General features: G+C 66.9%; 17 protein-coding genes. 6 read left to right on the forward strand and 11 right to left on the reverse strand.

Going from position 1 to position 19285, the window contains the following annotated elements; genetic code table 11:
* Nucleotides 1–4 precede the first annotated feature (4 nt).
* From RSO01_RS35420 to RSO01_RS35465, 10 genes are all read right to left on the reverse strand, one after another.
* Nucleotides 5–982, reverse strand: coding sequence for an ABC transporter ATP-binding protein (locus tag RSO01_RS35420; RefSeq protein WP_147155324.1), 978 nt, complete (start codon nt 980–982; stop codon nt 5–7).
* Nucleotides 979–1971, reverse strand: coding sequence for an ABC transporter ATP-binding protein (locus RSO01_RS35425; RefSeq protein WP_147155325.1), 993 nt, complete (start codon nt 1969–1971; stop codon nt 979–981). Before RSO01_RS35425 ends, RSO01_RS35420 begins: the two co-directional genes overlap by 4 nt.
* A complete protein-coding gene (locus tag RSO01_RS35430) occupies nt 1968–2891 on the reverse strand; it encodes an ABC transporter permease (protein ID WP_170303603.1) in 924 nt (307 codons plus the stop codon). Before RSO01_RS35430 ends, RSO01_RS35425 begins: the two co-directional genes overlap by 4 nt.
* Nucleotides 2892–2996: 105 nt before the next feature.
* Nucleotides 2997–3914: an ABC transporter permease gene (locus tag RSO01_RS35435; RefSeq protein WP_147155327.1), complete on the reverse strand. Its 918-nt coding sequence runs from the start codon at nt 3912–3914 to the stop codon at nt 2997–2999.
* Nucleotides 3915–3927: 13 nt separating this feature from the next.
* The gene (locus tag RSO01_RS35440) at nt 3928–5580 is read right to left on the reverse strand and encodes an ABC transporter substrate-binding protein (protein WP_147155328.1); all 1653 of its coding nucleotides are present in this window, start codon (nt 5578–5580) and stop codon (nt 3928–3930) included.
* Nucleotides 5581–5788: 208 nt separating this feature from the next.
* Complete coding sequence (locus RSO01_RS48550) at nt 5789–6547, reverse strand: ABC transporter ATP-binding protein (RefSeq protein WP_218037556.1); 759 nt, start codon at nt 6545–6547, stop codon at nt 5789–5791.
* The gene (locus RSO01_RS35450; RefSeq protein ID WP_147155329.1) at nt 6528–8330 is read right to left on the reverse strand and encodes a branched-chain amino acid ABC transporter ATP-binding protein/permease; all 1803 of its coding nucleotides are present in this window, start codon (nt 8328–8330) and stop codon (nt 6528–6530) included. Before RSO01_RS35450 ends, RSO01_RS48550 begins: the two co-directional genes overlap by 20 nt.
* Nucleotides 8331–8340: 10 nt before the next feature.
* Complete coding sequence (locus tag RSO01_RS35455) at nt 8341–9210, reverse strand: branched-chain amino acid ABC transporter permease (protein WP_147155330.1); 870 nt, start codon at nt 9208–9210, stop codon at nt 8341–8343.
* Nucleotides 9211–9350: 140 nt separating this feature from the next.
* Nucleotides 9351–10544 (reverse strand): ABC transporter substrate-binding protein, encoded by a 1194-nt coding sequence (locus RSO01_RS35460; protein WP_147155331.1) that lies wholly within the window; start codon nt 10542–10544, stop codon nt 9351–9353.
* A gap of 121 nt (nt 10545–10665) precedes the next feature.
* On the reverse strand, nt 10666–11166 hold the full coding sequence (locus tag RSO01_RS35465; protein ID WP_246159040.1) for a gluconokinase: 501 nt from the start codon (nt 11164–11166) through the stop codon (nt 10666–10668).
* Between the two features lie 112 nt (nt 11167–11278).
* Here RSO01_RS35465 and fgd point away from each other — a divergent pair, with 112 nt between their 5' ends.
* The 5 genes from fgd (at nt 11279) to RSO01_RS35490 (ending at nt 15859) form a co-directional block, all read left to right on the forward strand.
* Entirely contained in the window at nt 11279–12283 is a 1005-nt protein-coding gene (fgd, locus tag RSO01_RS35470) for a glucose-6-phosphate dehydrogenase (coenzyme-F420) (RefSeq protein ID WP_147155333.1), read from the forward strand.
* Complete coding sequence (gene cofE / locus RSO01_RS35475; RefSeq protein WP_147155334.1) at nt 12280–13050, forward strand: coenzyme F420-0:L-glutamate ligase; 771 nt, start codon at nt 12280–12282, stop codon at nt 13048–13050. Before fgd ends, cofE begins: the two co-directional genes overlap by 4 nt.
* A complete protein-coding gene (gene cofD / locus RSO01_RS35480; RefSeq protein WP_147155335.1) occupies nt 13047–13976 on the forward strand; it encodes a 2-phospho-L-lactate transferase in 930 nt (309 codons plus the stop codon). The genes cofE and cofD overlap by 4 nt, the downstream gene beginning before the upstream one ends.
* Nucleotides 13973–14653 carry a 2-phospho-L-lactate guanylyltransferase gene (gene cofC / locus RSO01_RS35485; RefSeq protein ID WP_147155336.1) on the forward strand — a complete coding sequence of 227 codons (681 nt, stop codon included), beginning with the start codon at nt 13973–13975 and terminating at the stop codon, nt 14651–14653. Before cofD ends, cofC begins: the two co-directional genes overlap by 4 nt.
* A 63-nt stretch (nt 14654–14716) precedes the next feature.
* Entirely contained in the window at nt 14717–15859 is a 1143-nt protein-coding gene (locus tag RSO01_RS35490) for an acetamidase/formamidase family protein (protein ID WP_147155337.1), read from the forward strand.
* Here RSO01_RS35490 and cofH read toward each other — a convergent pair.
* Nucleotides 15856–18180, reverse strand: a complete 2325-nt coding sequence (gene cofH / locus RSO01_RS35495) for a 5-amino-6-(D-ribitylamino)uracil--L-tyrosine 4-hydroxyphenyl transferase CofH (protein ID WP_147155338.1) — start codon at nt 18178–18180, stop codon at nt 15856–15858. The genes RSO01_RS35490 and cofH overlap by 4 nt on opposite strands.
* 107 nt (nt 18181–18287) lie before the next feature.
* On the opposite strand from cofH, the gene RSO01_RS35500 reads away from it, so the two are divergent.
* The gene (locus tag RSO01_RS35500) at nt 18288–19241 is read left to right on the forward strand and encodes an LLM class F420-dependent oxidoreductase (RefSeq protein WP_147155339.1); all 954 of its coding nucleotides are present in this window, start codon (nt 18288–18290) and stop codon (nt 19239–19241) included.
* The last annotated feature ends 44 nt before the right edge of the window (nt 19242–19285 follow it).

Below are 19285 nucleotides of genomic sequence, written 5' to 3' on the forward strand. Positions count from 1 at the left end.
CCGTTCAGGCATTATCGAACAAATGGCACGCCACGGCGTGCCCCGGCGAGACCTCGCGCAAGGCCGGCTCCTGCTGGCTGCAGCGCGGCATGACGTAAGGGCAGCGCGTATGAAAGTGGCAGCCGGCCGGCGGATTCAAGGGCGACGGCACCTCGCCACGCAATTCGATCTCTTCCTCACTGCGGCCCGGCCAGGCCACCAGCACGGCGGAGAACAGCGCCTTGGTGTAGGGATGCCGCACGTCGGCGAACAGCTGCTCGGTCGGCGCCTTCTCGACGATCTTGCCGAGATACATCACCACCGTGTGGTCGGCCATGTGGCGCACGGTAGCCAGATCGTGCGCCACCAGCAGGTAGGCGACGTTGTCCTGCGCCTGGATATCCTTCAGGAGGTTCATCATCTGGGCGCGGATCGACACGTCGAGCGCCGACACCGGCTCATCGAGCACGATCAGCTTGGGCCGCGAGGCGAGCGCCGCGGCCAGCGCGACGCGCTGGCGCTGGCCGCCGCTGAACTCGTGCGGATACTGCTCGGCCTGCTCGGGCCGGAGGCCGACCTGCAGCAGCAGCTCGCGGACGCGGCCAGCGATCTTCTCCTTGTCGCCCCAGCCGTTGACGATCAGCGACTCGGCGATGGTGCGCCCGACCTTCATGCGCGGATTGAGCGACGACCAGGGATCCTGGAACACCGCCTGCACCTTGGCGCGATAGGCTTTCAGCGCGTCGCCCTGCAGACCGCTGATCGGCTCGTCCTCGAGCAGGATGCGGCCCTCGGTCGGCTCCTCGAGGTTGAGGATCATGCGCGAGGTCGTGGTCTTGCCGCAGCCCGATTCACCCACCAGGCCCAGCGTCTCGCCGGCCTTGATGTCGAAGGAGACATCGTCGACCGCCTTGACGTGACCGAGCGTGCGCGAAAACAGGATCCCCTTGGTGAAGGCGAAATGCTTCTTCAGGCCCTCGACGCGCAACAGCTGATCGCTCATGGCGGCGACACCTTCCAGCAATCCGCCGTATGCGCGTCGCCGACCCGCACGCTGCGCGGATAGGCGTCGAGGCAGCGCTGCTCGACCAGGGCGCAGCGCGAGGCGAAGCGGCAGCCGACCGGCAGATCCATCAGCGACGGCGGCTGGCCCTCGATGGTGGTGAGCCGGCCGGCCGGCCCGGTCATCTTGGGCACCGAGGCGATCAGGGCGCGCGTATAGGGATGCTGCGGCGCCTCGAAGATCTGCTTCACCGGCCCGCATTCGACAATGCGGCCGGCATACATCACCGCCACGCGGTCGCACATGCGGCCGACGACGCCGAAATCGTGGGTGATGAACAGGATCGCCATGCCGTTCTCGGCCTGCAGGCGCTTGAGCAGCTTCAGGTACTGGAGCTGGATGGTGACGTCGAGCGCCGTGGTCGGCTCGTCGGCGATCAGCACCTCGGGCTCACCGCTGATGGCGATGGCGCCGACCACGCGCTGCTTCATGCCGCCGCTCATCTGGTGCGGGTACTGGCCGATGCGCTGCTCGGGGGCGGCGATTTCCACGCGACGCAGGGCGGCCACGGCCTCCTTCATGATCTCGCTGAGCGACGCACCCTTGCGGCGGCGCTCGATCGCTTCGCGCAGCTGGTCGCCGACGGAAAAGACAGGATTGAGCGAGGTCTGCGGATCCTGCAGCACCATGGAGATACGCCGGCCACGAATCTCGCGCATCTCGGCCGGCGTGTGCTGCAGGATGTTCTCGCCGCCCAACAGCACCTCGCCCTTGATGGTGCGGGCGCCGCCCTTCGGCAGCAGTCGCATCAGGGAGAGCGCCGTCAGACTCTTGCCACAGCCCGATTCGCCCACCAGCCCCAGCACCTCGCCGCGCTTCAGCGAGAAGCTCACGCCGTCGACCGCCTTCACCACGCCCCGGCGCAGGAAGAAATGGGTGTGCAGGTCGCGGACTTCGAGGACCGTATCGCCGGGGGGAGTGTCGCTCATAGCTGGCGCAGCCGGGGATCGAGGCGATCGCGCAGCCAGTCGCCGAACAGGTTGACCGACAGCACCAGCAGCGTGATGGCGATGCCGGGAATCAGGGCCACCCACCAGGCCTCGGCGATACGGCCGCGGCCCTCGGAGATCATCAGGCCCCAGGTCGGGGTCGGTGGCGGGATGCCGGCGCCCAGGAAGGAGAGCGTCGCCTCGGCGATGATGACGACGCCGATATTGAGCGTGACCAGCACCATGAAGGTGTTGAGCACGTTGGGCAGGATGTGGGTCAGCATGATGCGCAGCGAGGAGCAGCCGCGCACCTTGGCCAACGCCACGAAATCGCGCTGGCGCAGCGCCAGCACCTCGCCGCGGATGACGCGCGCGAAGGTCGCCCATAACAGGAGACTGATGGCGATCACCAAGGTGCCCAGGCCCTGGCCCATGGTCACGGCGAGCAGCAGCGCAAACAGGATCGCCGGGAAGGTGAAGGCGGCATCGACCAGGCGCATCAGGATGCTGTCGACCGCGCCACCGACGTAACCCGCGACGATGCCGATGGCGAGGCCGACACCGCCTCCCACCGTCAACGCCAGCAGGGCCACGATCAGGCTGACCCGCGCGCCGTAGATCAGGCGACTCAGGATGTCGCGGCCGAAGGCATCGGTGCCCAGGAAGTACTTGTCCTTGCCGCCCAGCATCCAGGCCGGCGGCAAGAGCTTGTCGCGCAAGGTCTGGTCGATCGGCGAATGCGGCGCCAGCAATGGCGCGAAGACCGCCATGATGACGATCACCGAGATGATGACGATCGGTATCCAGGGCACGCGCGCGGTGCGCCGTGGCGCGGCCTCGCGGCGCGGCCACACCATGGCGCGCCACAGGGACCAGCGTCGCTGGACGACAGTGCGCGATGGACGGTCAACGATCGCCACTGCCTGCCTCCCGCGGCACAGCGTCATCCTGAGCGCAGCGAAGGATCTCATGCCGTTTGCACGCGGCGATGAGATCCTTCGCTGCGCTCAGGATGACAGTATTCATCACGCCAACCTGATTCTCGGATCGACATACGCATAAAGAATGTCGACGCCGAGGTTGATGCCGAGGATCAGGATCGATTTCAGGATGATCACCGCCTGCAGCAGCGGGAAGTCGCGGTAGATCACCGCCTCGTAGGTCAGCCGGCCGATGCCGGGCCAGGCGAACACGGTCTCGGTGACGATGGCGCCGGTGATGAGGTTGCCGACGAACACGCCCCACAGGGTCAGCACCGGGATCAGGGCGTTGCGCAGGCAATGCTTCCAGATCACCGTGGTCTCGCTCAGGCCCTTGATGCGCGCGAGCTTCACGAACTCGCTTTCCATCACCTCGAGCATGGCCGAGCGCGTGATGCGCATGAAGCCCGCCACCAGGAAGGTGCCGAGCGTGATCACCGGCAGGATGTAGTGCTCGGGTCCGCCCATGCGGCTCGACGGCAGCCAGCCCAGCTCGACGCTGAAGACGAAGATCAGCAGCACGCCGAGCCAGAAACTCGGCATGGCGACACCCAGGACGGCCACCGTGCCGGCGGCGCGGTCCAGCCAGCCTCCGCGATGGAGGGCCGCGACCACGCCCAGCGGGATACCCAGCATCATGCCGAGCAGCAGCGCCCACGGGATCAGCACCAGCGTGTTGGGCAAACGGTCGAAGAAGGCCTGCGCCGCCGGCTGCTTCATGCGGATCGAGGTGCCGAGATCGCCGTGCAGCGCCTTGCCGATGAAGATCAGGAATTGCTCGGAAAGCGGTCCGTCCAGGCCGAGCGTCTGGGTGAGCTGAGCACGATCCTCGGCGGTGGCGTCCTCGGGCAGCATCAGGTCGACCGGATTGCCGGTCAGCCGTCCAAGGAAGAACACGATCGTCGCCACCATGAACAGCAGGACGACACCCTGCATCAGGCGGCGAGCGATGAAACGCTTCATGATCGGTTGATGCCTACTTCTTCCAGGGTTTCTGCTCAGGGCGCGGAATGCGCTCGAAGACGTCGCCCAGCTCGTGGCGGCCGGGGATGGCTTCGAACTGGCCGACCTTCTTGGTGTTGACGGCGTAGTAGCCCATGCCCTCGATGATCGGCACGACCATCCAGGTGTTGGTCACGATCTCGACCATGCGGTCGATCAGCGCCGTGCGCTTGGCCTTGTCGAGCTCCGAGCCCAGGGCGCGCGCGGTCTTGACGTAGTCCTGGCAGACCTCGTTGCAATTATCCTTGTCGCCCAACAGGCGCTGGATGCTTTCGGGCGAGAAGGCGCCGTCGTAGCGCCACGGCACGTCGGGCCGGCCGGCGGTGCGATACATCGAGGCCCAACCGACGAGACCCGCCTGGTCGCCGCGCTCCATCGGGTTGAAGGCGCCCCATTCGTAGTGCTTCAGCGTCACTTTCACCCCGACCTTGGTCCACATGTCGGCGATGGCGGTGCCGATATCGACCATGAACTGCGTGCCGGGCAGCGCGGTGTTGGCGAACTTCAGCTCAAAACCGTTGGGATAGCCCTCCTCCGCCAGCATCTTCTTGGCGAGTGCCGGGTCGTAGCGATAGGCCTCGTTGGCCCACTTCTCCCAGCGATCGTTGCTGAGATACTCGGTGTAGCCGAAGGTCGAGAACGGATAGGGCATGCGCGCCTTGCCGTTCATGACGTGCTCGATCACCTGCTTGCGGTCGATGGCGAGCGACAGCGCCTCGCGCACGCGCGGCTTGGCGATCGGCGAATCCTTCTGCTCGGGCTTCCAGGTGCCCCAGAACTGGAAGATCGCCTGCATGGTCCCGGGCACCGACACCACTTCCAGGCCGGCGCGCGCGGCGCCCATCATGGTCTCAGGGCCGATCGAAGCGATCGCGGCCTCGCCGGTGCGCACCATGGCAACGCGCGTGCTCTCTTCCGGCACCAGCAGAACATGCAGGTCCTTGAAGCTCGGCGTGCCGCGCCAGTGATTGGCGACGGCGGTGAACTCGATGCGGTCTCCGGGCACGTTGCGCACGAACTTCCACGGACCGCTGCCGATCGGCTTCTTGCGGAACTCCTCCTCGCCCACCTTCTCGATGTAGTTCTTGGGCATGATGGCGCCTTCCGGCGCCACGGCGCGCGACAGGCTGGGCGGCAGGCCGATCTGCGGGCTCGACGTGTTGACCTTCACCGTCAGGTCGTCGACTACTTCGATGCTCTTGATGGCGCGCTTCATGCTCGCGGCCGCGGAGGCGAGCGAGCCCGGGCCCATCTGGCGCTCGAGGCTGAACTTGACGTCGTGCGCGGTGAGCTTGTCGCCGTTGTGGAAGGTCTGGCCCGGCCGCAGGAAGAAGGTCCAGGTGAGGCCGTCGGGCGAAAGCTCCCACCGCTCGGCGACGCCGGGACCGACGCCACCCTTCTTGAGATCGAAGCCGACCAGCGAATCGTACATGATCGCCTGGTAGACAGCGTTGCCCGGCCGGCCTTCGAGAATCGGATCGAGCGTCTGGGCGCCGAGCGATTCGACGGCAAAGACGAGCGTGCCTTTCTGGTCCTGGGCCCCCTGATTTTGAGCACGGGTCGGCGCGATCGCGGCGACAACCAAGGCGACGGCGAGCGCCATGGCTCCCGCAAGCTGCCGAATCATGAGCTCCTCCCGAAACGATGACTTTGTCTTTTGGTTCTTGGGACTCGACGGACGGCGAGAGGACTATCGGGCGTGCTTCGGAATGGGTCAATAGCACATGGTCTGAAGAGCCGCGTGTCGGACTCATTGCTGGGGGCGCGCCACTCCAGTGGCGCGTCATGAGCAGTGTGATCAACGAAGACGCGCCACTGGAGTGGCGCGCCCCCAGCTATGAAGCGAGCGGTGCGCTCACGTCCTGTCCGAAATACGCGTGCTCGAGGCGGTTGGGCAGGTCGTCCTCGCTGGTGCGCGCTTCGAGCACGATCGAGCCGCGCGCCAAGGCATAGACCCGGTCGGCGAGCTTCAGCGCCTTCTCGATCAACTGCTCGACCAGCAGCACGGCGGTACCGGCGTCGCGCAACTGCGCAGCCGCAGCGAGCACGCGATCGACCAGCACCGGCGACAGCCCGGCCGACGGCTCGTCGAGCATCAAGAGACGCGGCCGGCGCACAAGGCCCTGCGCCACCGCCAGCATCTGCTGCTGGCCGCCCGACAAGGTCACGGCGCGGTCGTTGCGCTTCTCGGCGATCTCGGGAAAGAACCTCAGCGCCTCCTCGACGCGCGTCTCCAGCTCCGACCCCTTCATGCCGTAGCCCGCCAGCATGACGTTGTCGTGCACGCTGAGCTGGGTGAAGACGCGATGGCCTTCGACCACGTGCACCAACCCGGCATTCACCGCCTCACGCGGACCCGCCTTGCTCATGTCCTGGCCGCCGAAGGTGATGGTACCGGTGCGCGGCAGCAGGCCGGAGATGGCCTTCAACAGCGTGCTCTTGCCGGCGCCGTTGGGGCCGAGCAAAGCCACGATCTCGCCGGCGCCGACCGTGAGGTCGATGCCGTTCAGCACGCCGATCTTGCCGTAGCCGGCAGACAGGCCGCTGACCTTGAGCAGCGTTTCGACATTCGAGTTAGGCGCCGAGGTAGGCACTGACCACCTCCCTGTGGGCACGGATCTCGGCTGGCGTGCCGGCCGCCAGCTCCTTGCCGAGATTGAGCACGGTCACACGATCGCAGATGTCGAAGATCAGGTCGGCGTGATGCTCGACCAGCAGCACGCCGGTGCCCTCGCGGCTGATCGCCTTGATCAACGCACCGAGCCGCTTGATCTCCTCGGTCGACAGGCCGGCCGCCGGCTCGTCGAGCATCAGGAAGGCCGGCCGCAGCATCAGCGCGCGGGCGATCTCGATGAAGCGCAGCTCGCTGTGCTGCAGGCGGTCGGCACGCACATCGGCCAGCGATTCGAGGCCGACAGTGGCAAGTGCCTGCATCGCCGCCTGGCGCAGCAGCTTCTCGTCGCGACGGTTGCGCGGCAGAGACAGCATTGCCTCGGTGAAGGTCGCCTGACCGTGTACCGTGCCGCCGATCATGACGTTCTCGAGCACCGAGGCGGCGCCCACGATCCGCGGCGTCTGGAACGTGCGGGCAATGCGGTAGCTGGCGCGGGCATGCGGCTGGTCGAACGGCATGTCGGCGCCATCCAGCTTCATCGTGCCGGTCTTGGGCCTGTAGTAGCCCGAGATCACGTTCAGCGTCGTCGTCTTGCCGCTGCCGTTGGGGCCGATCAGGCCATGCACCTCGCCCGAACGGATCTCGAGGTCGAGCCCGTCGATCGCCCGCACGCCGCCGAAATGCAGCGCGATGTCCTTGAGCACGATACTGTGCTTGCCGTCGGTCTTGTCGAGCGCGCGCTTCAGCAACTCGGTTCGCGGCACGATCTCGCGATGCTGGGTGAGCGGGCGCCGGTTCTTGAAATCAAGGAGGTCGGCGATGCCACCCGGCACCAGCAGCACGATCGCGAGCAGGAGCACGGCATAGAGGAACGTCGACCATTGCACCAGCGGCGCGGCGAACTCGGGCAGCGCCGTCAGGATGATGGTGCCCAGCACCGGCCCCAGGATCGAGCCGCGGCCGCCGATCAGGATGGCGATGAAGAACAGCACCGACATCTCGAAGGTGAAGGCGTCGGGCGTGATGTAGGATTGCAGCGAGGCGAACAGCCCGCCCGCCACGCCGCCGAGCGCGCCGGCCAGCAGGAAGACCATGATCAGGAGCTTGGGCTTGGCGATGCCCGAGGCCTCGGCTGCGACCTCGGCATCGCGGATCGCCACCAGCGCGCGGCCGTAGCGGCTCGAGCCGATGTTGGCCGTCATCCAGGTCGCCACGGCGGCCAGGATGAAGCAGAAATAGTAGAAGCCCCACCCCGGCTCGAACGGCCAGGGGAACGTTGGACCCGGCGTGCCGACGCCGCCGCCGGTGACATCCTTCCAGGCCAGCGCCACCTGGGTGACGATGGTGGCGAAGCCCAACGTGGTCATGGCGAAGTAGAAGGTGCGCAGCCGGAGCGCCGGCAGGCCGACGATGACGCCGAAGATCGCGCCCATGACGCCGCCCGCCGCCAGTGCGAGGTAGGGATTCCACTCCGCCCCGACGCGACCCGCCGCCAACGCCGCCGTGGTGTAGGCGCCCAGCGTGAGCATCGACACCCAGCCGATGGCGATCTGGCCGGCATAGCCGACCACGAGGTTCAAACCGGCCGACAGGACCCAGTAGATGCAGGCGCGCTGGGCGATGACACCGATATAAGAGTCGTCGAGCAATGGCAGAGCCAAGCCGGCGAGGCCGAGCAGGATCCAGGAAATCTTGCCTTCGAGCTTGCCGAGCCACGAAGTGGCGCCGGCGCGCGCCGGGGTGGAGGCAGTGGTATCCGTCACAGCACCAACCTCACACGCGTCTCGCGGCCGACGCACCGGCCAGGCCCTCGGGCCTGAGCAGCAGCACGACGATGAACACCGCGAACACCGCCACCGCGGCGAAGATGCCGCCGACCAGGAAATTCGCCGCCTGCTGGAACAGGCCGAGCGCCAGGCCGCCGATCACCGCGCCGCGGTTGGAGCCCATGCCGCCCAGCGCCACGGGCACGAAGCCGTAGAAGTTCAGGATCGGCTGATTGCCGATGAAGGCGAGAAGCATCTGCGCGCCGGTGAAGCCCGCCAACGTGCCGATGACGCCGGCGAGGGCGTAGCTCGCCATCCGGAGCCGTGTCTCGGGCAGGCCGAGCGCCCGGGCAGCGTAGCTGTCCTCGGCGATGGCGAGGAAGGCGCGGCCGATCAGCGTCCGGCGATAGAGGAACTCCAGGCCCACGATGGTGACGATGCAGGCCAGCACCGGCAGCCAGAACTTCTGATCGACGATGGCCAGGATCGAGTTCGCGTCGATCGGGATCAGCACCGGGAAGGGGTACGCCTCCGTGCCGTACTCGATGGCCGTCACCTGCTGGATCATCAACGCGAAGGCCAGCGTCGACAACACGTAGAGATGCTGCTCGATGTTTTTGAGCACCGGCCGCACGGTCAGGATCTCGGTGACGAGGCCGAGCACGGCCCCGCAGGCCAGCACAGCCACGAACCCCAGCACGGCGTTGATGCCCCAATCCTTGATGAAGAGCGCACCCAGCACGCCCCCCAGCATGCCCAGCATGCCTGCGGTGAAGCTGAACACACGCGACGCCGAGAACATCACGTTGTACGTGATGCCGATCAGTGCATAGACCGCTCCCACCGCAAGGCCGTAGGAGATGATGGAAGCAAACACGGACTACCTGCTCAAAGAGATTGCCTCACCCTGAGGAGCGGCCCGGAGGGCCGCGTCTCGAAGGGTGGGAAGCAAACGTGCTGTTGCCACCCTTCGAGACGGGCGCTTGCGCGCCCTCCTCAGGGTGAGGTGGTACGGCACTACGAGCTGTAGCCCGGCGCGATGTTGAACGCGCCGTCCCTGAGCGAGTTGACCTCGCACATGACGACCTCCTGGTCGGGGAAGCCGTTGTGCTGTTCGGGCGTCCAGGTGACCGTGCCGTAGATGCCCGGCCAATCCTTGACCTTGTTCATGTAGGCGACGATGTCTTCGTTCTTCGTCCCGGCGTTCTTCAGCGCATCGGCCATCATGAACGCGCCGTCCCAGCCCAGCGCCACCCACCACAGCAGGGTGTCGGCGAACTCGATCTTCTCCTTCTTCAGGCGCTCGACGTAGTCCGCGGCTCGCGGCGGCAGCTTGCCGTTGACGTAGCAGCAGTTGCGGAAGTTGTTGGAGTAGACCTTGTTCCAGTTCTCGGGCTTCTCGAGCAGGGCCTTGGTCTGGCCCGAGCCCAGGGTCGTCTGGCCGACCACCGGCACGTCCCAGCCCATGGCGCCGCGCGTATTGAGAATACGCGACAGGAAGCCCGCATTGACGCTCCACGGCATGATCGCCTGGGCGCCGGCGCTCTGCATGCGCAGCAGCTCGGGCTTGAGGTCGGGGTTCGCCGCGTCGACGTGGTTGGTGTAAACCACCTCCGCGCCCTTGGCCTTCAGCATCGGCACATAGGTGTTGGCCGAGGCCGTGCCGTAGCCGGTGGTGTCGCTCACCACGGCGACCTTCTTCAGCTTGAGCACGTCGACGACGTAGTGGTTGGCGCCGCCGCCGACCTGCGTGTTGGTCGGCGCGATGCGGAACGCCATCGGGTATTTCTTGACGTCGATCAGCTCGTCGACCCAGCACGGATGCAGCATCGGCACCTTGTCGCGCGCGATCAGCGGCGTCGCCGCCAGCGCCTCGCCCGAATTCACCGGACCCCAGATCATGCTGGCCTTGGCGCGCTGCGTGAGCTCGGCGACCGCGTTCACCGCCTTGGTCGGGTCGCTCTGCGTGTCGCGGGTGATCAGCTCGATCTTGCGGCCCTTGATGCCGCCCGCCTTGTTGATCTCCTCGACCGCGAGCTGGGTGCCGCGGTTGATGCCGACGCCGGTCGACGATGACGGGCCGGTCAGCGCCGGCAAATAGCCGATCTTGATCGGATCGCTCTGGGCGATGGCCGGGGCCGCGAGGCCGGATGTTAGCGATACCACACCGGCGGCTGAGCCGGTCAGGACTGTGCGACGCTTGATCGACATGTCGTTCCCTCCAGACGTTTTTGTGAATTTGCGCACTTAACGGCGCTTGATTCGCGGCGAGCCTATCGCTCCCGGCCGACCACGGTCAATGCGGCCAGCACTTCGGTCGCAGGTCGAGCCGCTACGCGGGCTGCAGTTTCAATTTCGGCGGCAATCGCCGCAGGATTTCCTCGACGATCTCGGCCGGCGTGCCGCCGACATCGATGGTGATCGGCCGCTCCTCCGGGGACGGCTCCTGCAAGGTGGCGAACTGGTTGTCGAGCAAGGCGGTCGGCATGAAGTGGCCCTTTCGCGCCGCCATGCGCCGGCCGATCAGCTCGCGCGAGCCCCGCAGGTGGACCAGGCCGACATCAGGCCGATCGCCGATGATGACGTCGCGATAGGCGCGCTTCAGCGCCGAGCAGGTGATGACGCCCGCTTCACCATTGCTGCGCCAGGCGTCGATGCGCTCGGCGATCCGCCGCAGCCACGGGGCGCGATCAGCGTCGCTGAGCGGCGTGCCGGCGCTCATCTTGGCGACGTTCTCGGGCGGATGCAGGGCATCGCCTTCCTGGTAGTGCCAGCCCAGCCGCTCGGCCAAGAGCTTGCCGACCGTGGTCTTGCCGGAACTAGAAACCCCCATGATGACCAGGACTCTTGGCAGGACCCTGGGCGAGACCATGGGGCGGTTGTGAGCAGCATGCCGGTCCATTAAGACTTCGCCTGATCCCGTGTCTCCATAAGGAAGCATCACCGTGCTCAAGCTCGGATACAAGGCGTCGGCCGAACAATTCGCGCCCGGCAAGCTGCTCGACTTCTCGGTCCATGCCGAGCAGGCCGGGTTCGAATCGGTGTTCGTCAGCGATCATTTCCAGCCGTGGAAGCACATCGACGGCCACGCGCCCAACTCGCTGGCCTGGCTGGGGGCGCTCGGCGCCCGCACCTCGAAAGTGGCCATCGGCACCAGTGTGCTGACGCCCACCTTCCGCTATCACCCCTCGATCGTCGCCCAGGCCTTCGGCACCCTGGGCTCGATGTTCCCGGGCCGCGTCATCCTGGGCATCGGCACCGGCGAATCGCTGAACGAGGTGCCGTCGACCGGCCAGCCCTGGCCCGAATTCAAGGAGCGCTTCGCCCGCCTGCGCGAGGCGGTAACCCTGATCCGCACCCTGTGGCGCGGCGAGCGCATCACCTTCGAGGGCGAGTATTACAAGACCGAGAAGGCCACGATCTACGACCGGCCCGACGTCGAGATTCCGATCTATGTCGCCGCTGCCGGCGCGCTGGTCGCGAAATATGCCGGCCGCACGGGCGACGGCTTCATCTGCACCAGCGGCAAGAAGCGTGAGCTCTATACCGAGACGCTGCTGCCCAAGGTCGCCGAGGGCATCGCCGCCGGCGGGCCCAAGGCGCAGCCCTACGATCATATGATCGAGGTCAAGGTCTCGTTCGACACCGAGAAGGAGCGCGCACTGCAGGACACGCGCCATTGGGCGGCGCTGGCGCTGACGCCCGAGGAGAAGATGTCGGTCGAGGATCCCGTCGAGATGCAGCGCCTGGCCGACGCCCTGCCGCTCGAGCGCGCGGCCAGCCGCTGGATCGTGTCCAGCGATCCCGACGAGCAGGTCGAGAAGATCGGCTACTACGTCGGGCTGGGCTTCAACCACCTCGTCTTCCACGCGCCCGGTCCCGACCAGGCGCGCTTCCTCGACCTCTACGGCAAGGAAGTCCTGCCGCGGCTGCGCAAGCGCTTCGGATGAGCGTCGCCAAGCTCGAGCTGCTGGCGCTCCCCGGCCTGCCGATGATCAAGGCAGGCGACGATCTGGCGGCCCTTTTGGCCGAGGGATTCTTACGCGCGAATCTCAAGCCGCAGCCGGGCGACGTGCTCGCGCTCGCCCAGAAGATCGTCTCCAAGGCCGAGGGCCGCAGCGTCGAGCTCGCCGCCGTGAAGCCGTCCGAGGCCGCGATCAAGTTGGCGGCCGAGGTCCAGAAGGACCCGCGACTGGTCGAGCTGATCCTGTCGGAGTCGGTGCGCGTGGTGCGCTCACGGCCCAACGTGCTGATCGTCGAGCACAAGCGCGGCTGGGTCATGGCCAATGCCGGCATCGACCAGTCCAATGTCGGCCCGACCGACGGCGTCGAGCGCGCCCTGCTGCTGCCGATCGATCCCGACGGCAGCGCCAGTAGGATCCGCGCGAAGCTCGGCGAGCTTTTGGGCACCGCTCCCGCCGTCATCATCACCGACAGCTTTGGCCGCGCGTGGCGGCGCGGCACGCAGGGCATCGCCATCGGCGCCGCGGGCCTCCCTGCCCTGCTCGACCTGCGCGGCAATCCCGACCTGTTCGGCCGCACCCTGCAGGTCAGCATCTCGGGCTTCGCCGACGAGATCGCGGCCGCGGCCTCGCTGGTCCAGGGCCAGGGTAACGAAGCGCAGCCGGCCATTCTCGTGCGCGGCCTCACCTGGAGTGCGCCCGACAACCCGGCCTCGGAGCTGGTGCGGCCCGCGGCCGAGGACATGTTTCGGTGAGCAAGGGACGGGTCGTCGCCCTGTCCGGCGGTGTCGGCGGGGCCAAGCTGGCGTTGGGCCTGAGCCGCGTGCTGCCGGCCGACGAGCTTCTGGTCATCGCCAACACCGGCGACGACTTCGAGCATCTCGGCCTGAAGATCTGCCCCGACATCGACACCCTCACTTATGTGCTCGCCGGCCTCGACAACACCGAGCAGGGCTGGGGCCGGCGCGAAGAGACCTGGTCGTTCATGGCGACCATCGCCTCGGTGGGCGGCGCCGACTGGTTCCGCCTGGGTGACCGCGACCTTGCACTGCATATCGAGCGCACGCGCCGGCTGCGCTCGGGCGAGACGCTGTCGCAGATCACCACCGACATCACCCGTCGCCTCGGCATCGCCCATCGCATCCTGCCGATGAGCGACGATCCCGTGCCGACGCGCGTTAGGAGCGACGACGGCTGGATCGACTTCCAGGACTATTTCGTGCGCCAGCAATGCCGGCCGGTCGTGCGCGAGTTGGTGTTCGATGGGGCCGACAAGGCGCGACCGCAGGCCGACGTCATCAAGGCGCTGGGCGGCAAGGTGCGCGCTGTGGTGATCTGCCCATCCAATCCCTTCATCAGCATCGAGCCGATCCTCGCCGTGCCCGGCCTGCGCGCCGCGATCGAAAACTGCGGCGCGCCCGTCGTGGCGATCTCGCCCATTGTCGGCGGCAAGGCAGTCAAGGGCCCGACAGCCAAGATGCTGCAGGAGCTCGGCCTTGCGGTGACGTCTGCTTCGGTCGCAACACGCTACGGTAACCTTCTGGACGGCTACATCGTCGATCAGGGCGACTCCGAGGGCGTGCCCGGCAAGGTGCATGTCGCTCCCACCCTGATGACCAGCGTCGTTACCAAGGAAGCCCTGGCGCGCATCGTTCTCTCCTTTGCGGATTCCCTTTCGTGAGTACCAAAGACATTTGGGCCGTCGTGCCCATCAAGGAACTCGACGGCGCCAAGCAGCGCCTGGCGCCCATGCTCTCGCCGGCGCAGCGCCGCGCGCTGATCGAGGTGATGATGAGCGAGGTGCTGGAAGCCGTGGTCACCACGCCGAGCCTCGCCGGCACCATGGTCGTCACCGTCGATCCGCACGCGACCGCGCTCGCCAAGCGGCTGGGCGCGCGCGTGGTGACCGACGGCGCGCGCGACGGCCACACCGGCAGCGTCACCGCGGGCCTGAAGCTGCTGGCACAGGAAAAACGCGGCGCCATGCTCACCCTGCCCGCCGACATTCCGGCCGTGACCTCGCAGGAGATCAGCCTGGTCGTGGGCGCGCATTTGCCCGGGCCGTCCTTCACGATCTCGCCGGCGCACGATCATCTGGGGTCGAACACCGTGATCTGCTCGCCGCCCGATGCCGTGCCGCTGCGGTTCGGCGACAACAGCTACTATCCGCACCTCGACGCGGCACAGCGATGCAATATCGAGCCCACGGTGATCCACCAGCCAGGTATCGCCATGGACATCGACCATCCGGTCGATCTCGCGATGTTCCTGCGGCTGCCGCAATCCATCGGCACGCGCACGCGAGCCTTCCTCGAAGCTGAAGGCATTCCAAAGCTGCTGGCCGACCGAGGGCTTTGAGCGCCGCCATAGGCGCATGGCACCTGGATTGCATGGATACGGGCACCACTGTCGGAGGAAAGAATGGCGCACAACCATATCCATATCGATCCGGCACTGCCGCTCGTGCGCCAGGCCGACAAGGGTCACAACCGCTGGCATCCCGACATCGCTCCGGCAGTCCGCGTCGCGTCCGGCTCGTCGGTCGAAATGGAGACGCTCGACGGCCTCGATGGCCAGATCAAGGCCTCCACGACGGCGGCGGATCTCGCCAATGTCGAGATGGGCCGCATCCATCCGCTGACCGGGCCGGTGCATGTCGACGGCGCCGAACCGGGAGACCTGCTTGCCGTGAAGATCGAGCAGATCATCCCGGCAAGCCGCGGCTTCACCATGATCATGCCGGGCTTCGGGTTCCTGCGTGACCTCTTCACCACGCCCTTCCTGGTGCATTGGGAGATGGCGAACGGCTTTGCCGTCTCGCCGCAACTCCCCGGCGTGCGCATTCCCGGTGCGCCGTTCATGGGTGTGATGGGCGTGGCGCCGTCGCACGAGCTGCTGGACCGCATCGTGGCCCGCGAGGCCGATCTGGCGGCGCGCGGCGGCATGGTGATGCCGCCGGACGCCGTGGGTGCGGTGCCGACGGCGGAAGGCATCGCTGGCAAGGCGATCAGGACCATCGCGCCGCACGAGACCGGCGGCAACTTCGACATCAAGTCCCTCACCGCCGGCGCCACTCTTTATCTACCGGTGCAGGTGCCCGGCGGGCTGTTCTCAGTCGGCGACGCGCATTTTGCGCAGGGCGATGGCGAATCCTGCGGCACCGCGGTCGAGACCTCGGCGACCTTCGTCGCCCGCTTCGACGTGCTGAAGGGCGAGGCGACGCGACGCCGCCAGCGCGATCCCTCGTACGAACTGCCGGGGCATGCTCACCACGGCGCACCGGGCGTGCACGGCGCCCACGGCGTCACACCCAGCAAGGGCTACTACGCGACGACGGGCATGTCGCTGCGCGGCGATGGCCGGGCGGAATCCGAGGACATCACGCTCGCGGCGCGCAATGCGCTGATCAACATGATCGACTATATCGCCGACGCCTACAGCTTCACGCGCGAGCAGGCCTATTGCCTGGCGAGCGTCGCCGTCGACCTGCGCATCAGCCAGGTCGTCGACGTGCCGAACATGACGGTGTCGGCCGTCCTGCCACTCGACATCTTCGAGCGCTAAGCCGCGACCCGCTTGCGCGGAGGGGTGAGGATGATGGGCGCCAGATCGGCAGCGACGAACGAAGCCGCCCGGCGCTCTTCGTCCACGGGGCCGTAGAGCGTAGTGCGCTGCTGCGGCGCGCGGCCGATCGACAGGATCAGTTTCTCCATGGCGTCGGGCGGGAATTCCTGGCCGTGCTGCGTGCCGGCGGCGCGCGAGATGCTCTCGTTCATCAGCGTGCCACCGAGATCGTTGGCGCCGGCGTTGAGGCAGATCGCGGCGCCGGCCGGGCCCATCTTCACCCACGAGGTCTGGATGTTGGTGATCGCAGGATGCAGCACCAGGCGGGCGATCGAATGCATGATCACCGCCTCGCGGAAGGTCGGGCCACGCCGTGCCAGGCCCTGGCGGTACATCGGCGCTTCCATGTGCACGAAGGGCAGTGGCACGAACTCGGTGAAGCCTCCCGTCTCGACCTGCAGGTCGCGCAGTGCCAGCAGATGGCGCGCCCAGGCCAGCGAGGTCTCGACATGGCCGTACATGATGGTCGAGGTCGTGCGCAGGCCGAGCTTGTGGGCGGCGCGCTGCACGTCGAGCCATTCCTGGGTGTTGATCTTGTCCGGGCAGATGATGGCGCGGATCTCATCGTCGAGGATTTCCGCCGCCGTGCCCGGCAGAGTGCCGAGCCCCGCTTCCTTGAGGCCGGCGAGGAACGTGTCGATGGGACGGGCGAGCGTCGCCGCACCTTGCGTCACCTCGAGCGGCGAGAAGGCATGGATGTGCATGCCCGGCACCGCTTGCTTGATGGCGCGGCAGATCGCTTCGTAGGTCTCGCCGGTGTAGTCGGGATGGATGCCGCCCTGCAGGCAGACCTCGGTGGCGCCGCGTTCCCACGCCTCGACGGCGCGGCGCGACACTTCTTCCAGCGCGAGATCGTAGGGCTTGCCGCGCAGGTCGTCGTGCGTGCGGCCCTTGGAGAAGGCGCAGAAGCGGCAGCGGAAGTAGCAGATGTTGGTGTAGTTGATGTTGCGGTTGACGACGTAGCGGATGACCTCGCCGCTCACCGCCTTGCGCAGTGCGTCGGCCGCCTGGGTGACATGGCGATAGTCGGCGTCGCGCGCCGTGAACAGGCGCTGGATCTCGGGATGGTCGAGGCGGGTGCCGCCGGTCGCGCGATCGACGATGCGCACGATCTCGGGATCGACCTCGCGCAAAAGCACCTGCGGTGCGGGCGGCGGCTCGGTGTTGCCGGGCGCCCAGTCGTTGTCGCGTGCGAGGCCTTCGGCATCGGCCATGCGCCGTACTTGCGTCGCCACCTCGGGCGCCAGCCAGAGCTCGGGCGTGCGGACGTAGGACGGATAGACGGCGAGCCGGTTGACCAACACCTTGCCGGTCTCGGCGCTCTTGCGCGCCAGTTCCTCGACGGCAGGCCAGGGCGCTTCGGGATTCACGTGGTCCGGCGTGACCGGCGAGACGCCACCCCAATCGTTGATGCCGGCAGCAACCAGGCGCTGATAGACACCGGGCGACAGGTTGGGCGGCGCCTGGATGTTCATGTCCGGCCCCAGGATCAGGCGCGCTTGGGCGATGGTCCAACAAAGATCGTCGAGGTCCGGCTCGTCGGCGTCGGCGAGCTTGGTGTCGGCCTTGGCGCGGAAGTTCTGGACGATCACTTCCTGGATGTGACCGTACTTCTGGTGCAGGTCGCCGATGGCGCGCAGCGCGTCGAGGCGTTCCTCGCGCGTCTCGCCGATGCCGATCAGAATGCCGGTGGTGAACGGCACCTTCAGCTCTCCGGCCAGCCGAATGGTTTCCAGTCGCACGGCCGGATGCTTGTCGGGCGAGCCGTAGTGAACGCCGCCCTTCTCGCACAGCCGCTCGCTGGTCGATTCCAGCATGATGCCCTGGCTGGCCGTGACCTCGCGCAACGCCGCGATCTCCTCGCGCGTCATGACGCCGGGATTGGCGTGCGGCAACAGGCCGGTCTCGCGCAGCACCAGGGCGCACATCGCCGTGAGATAGGCGATGGTCGATTCGTAGCCGAGCTCGGCCAAGGCCTCGCGCGCCGCGCGGTAGCGCAGCTCGGGCTTGTCGCCCAGGGTGAACAGCGCTTCGGTGCAGCCCGCTTCCTTGCCGGCGCGAGCGATGGCCAGGACTTCGTCAGGCGACAGATACGCCGGCTGGCTTGCATGCGGCGTCTCGGCGAAGGTGCAGTAGTGGCACACGTCGCGGCAGAGCTTGGTCAACGGAATGAAGACCTTGCGCGAATAGGAAATCAGCCGGCCATGGCCCTGGTCGCGCAGGCGAGCGGCCTCTGCCATCAGCCTGGAAAACTCGGTCATCACAACCTCAAACAAGACGCCCCCTGCCTCGCAACGATAGCGGCAATCGGGAGCGTCCGCATCGTGTAGTATGACAGGCAAGACGGGCAGCCAAAGGGAGATCAGCTATGCAGTTCGGCTTCAACGCACCGACCGCCGGGCCGATGTCGGCGACCGATCAATTGGTGAAGTTGGTGGTCGAGGGCGAGGCCATGGGCTTCGACTACGCCACTTTCAGCGACCATGTCGTGATCCCGACCGACATCGAGGCGAAATACCCCTACAGCAACACCGGTGAATTCCCGGCGGGCTCCCGCGTCGAGCGGCATGAGCAGCTGATCGAGATGGCGTTCGTGGCGGCCAAGACCAAGAAGCTGCGGCTGGTCTCGTCGGTCATGGTCGTGCCGCATCGCCCCGCGGTACTGACCGCCAAGATGCTGGCGACCATCGATGTGCTGTCGGGCGGCCGCCTGGTGCTGGGCATCGGCGCCGGTTGGATGAAGGAAGAGTTCGAGGCGATCCAGGCGCCCGATTTCGCGGAGCGCGGCAAGGTTACCGACGAGTACCTAAGAGCCTTCATCGAGCTCTGGACCAAGCCCAACCCCAAGTTCGCCGGCAAGCACGTGCGCTTCGACAACATCCTGCTCGACCCCAAGCCGGTGCAGAAGCCGTATCCGCCGATCTGGGTCGGCGGTGAAAGCGGCCCGGCGCTGCGGCGCACAGCGCAGCTCGGCGACGCGTGGTACCCGATCGGCACCAACCCGGCCAATCCGCTCGACAGCCTGAAGCGCTTCAAGACGCAGGTCGACCGGCTGCGCAAGATGACGGCGGAAGCCGGCCGCAAGCCCGACGCCGTCGGCCTCACCTTGCGCGTCACGCAGTTCGGCGAGAACGCGCCGGCCAAGGCGGGCGACGGCGAGCGCCGGCTGTTCTCAGGCAAGCCCGCCGAGCTCGCGGTCGATATCAAGGCGCTCAAGGAAATCGGCGTGGGCTGTCTCGATTTCGGCTTCACCGGCAGCACTGTCGATGCCGTGCTGGCCGAGATGCAGAAGTTCAAGCGGGACGTGCTCTCCCTCTTGTAGCGAAGCGCGGACCACGGGCTCCCGCCCGCTCATGCTCTTCGGAG

This window comes from Reyranella soli (assembly GCF_007992495.1).
GTDB lineage: Bacteria > Pseudomonadota > Alphaproteobacteria > Reyranellales > Reyranellaceae > Reyranella > Reyranella soli.

Bases quoted from the DNA above. Each gene is read 5' to 3' on its own strand.
- RSO01_RS35420 (WP_147155324.1), bottom strand. From the start codon at position 982: ATGAGCGATCAGCTGTTGCGCGTCGAGGGCCTGAAGAAGCATTTCGCC.
- RSO01_RS35425 (WP_147155325.1), bottom strand. From the start codon at position 1,971: ATGAGCGACACTCCCCCCGGCGATACGGTCCTCGAAGTCCGCGACCTG.
- RSO01_RS35435 (WP_147155327.1), bottom strand. From the start codon at position 3,914: ATGAAGCGTTTCATCGCTCGCCGCCTGATGCAGGGTGTCGTCCTGCTG.
- RSO01_RS35440 (WP_147155328.1), bottom strand. From the start codon at position 5,580: ATGATTCGGCAGCTTGCGGGAGCCATGGCGCTCGCCGTCGCCTTGGTT.
- RSO01_RS35460 (WP_147155331.1), bottom strand. From the start codon at position 10,544: ATGTCGATCAAGCGTCGCACAGTCCTGACCGGCTCAGCCGCCGGTGTG.
- RSO01_RS35465 (WP_246159040.1), bottom strand. From the start codon at position 11,166: ATGGGGGTTTCTAGTTCCGGCAAGACCACGGTCGGCAAGCTCTTGGCC.
- cofE (WP_147155334.1), top strand. From the start codon at position 12,280: ATGAGCGTCGCCAAGCTCGAGCTGCTGGCGCTCCCCGGCCTGCCGATG.
- RSO01_RS35490 (WP_147155337.1), top strand. From the start codon at position 14,717: ATGGCGCACAACCATATCCATATCGATCCGGCACTGCCGCTCGTGCGC.
- cofH (WP_147155338.1), bottom strand. From the start codon at position 18,180: ATGACCGAGTTTTCCAGGCTGATGGCAGAGGCCGCTCGCCTGCGCGAC.
- RSO01_RS35500 (WP_147155339.1), top strand. From the start codon at position 18,288: ATGCAGTTCGGCTTCAACGCACCGACCGCCGGGCCGATGTCGGCGACC.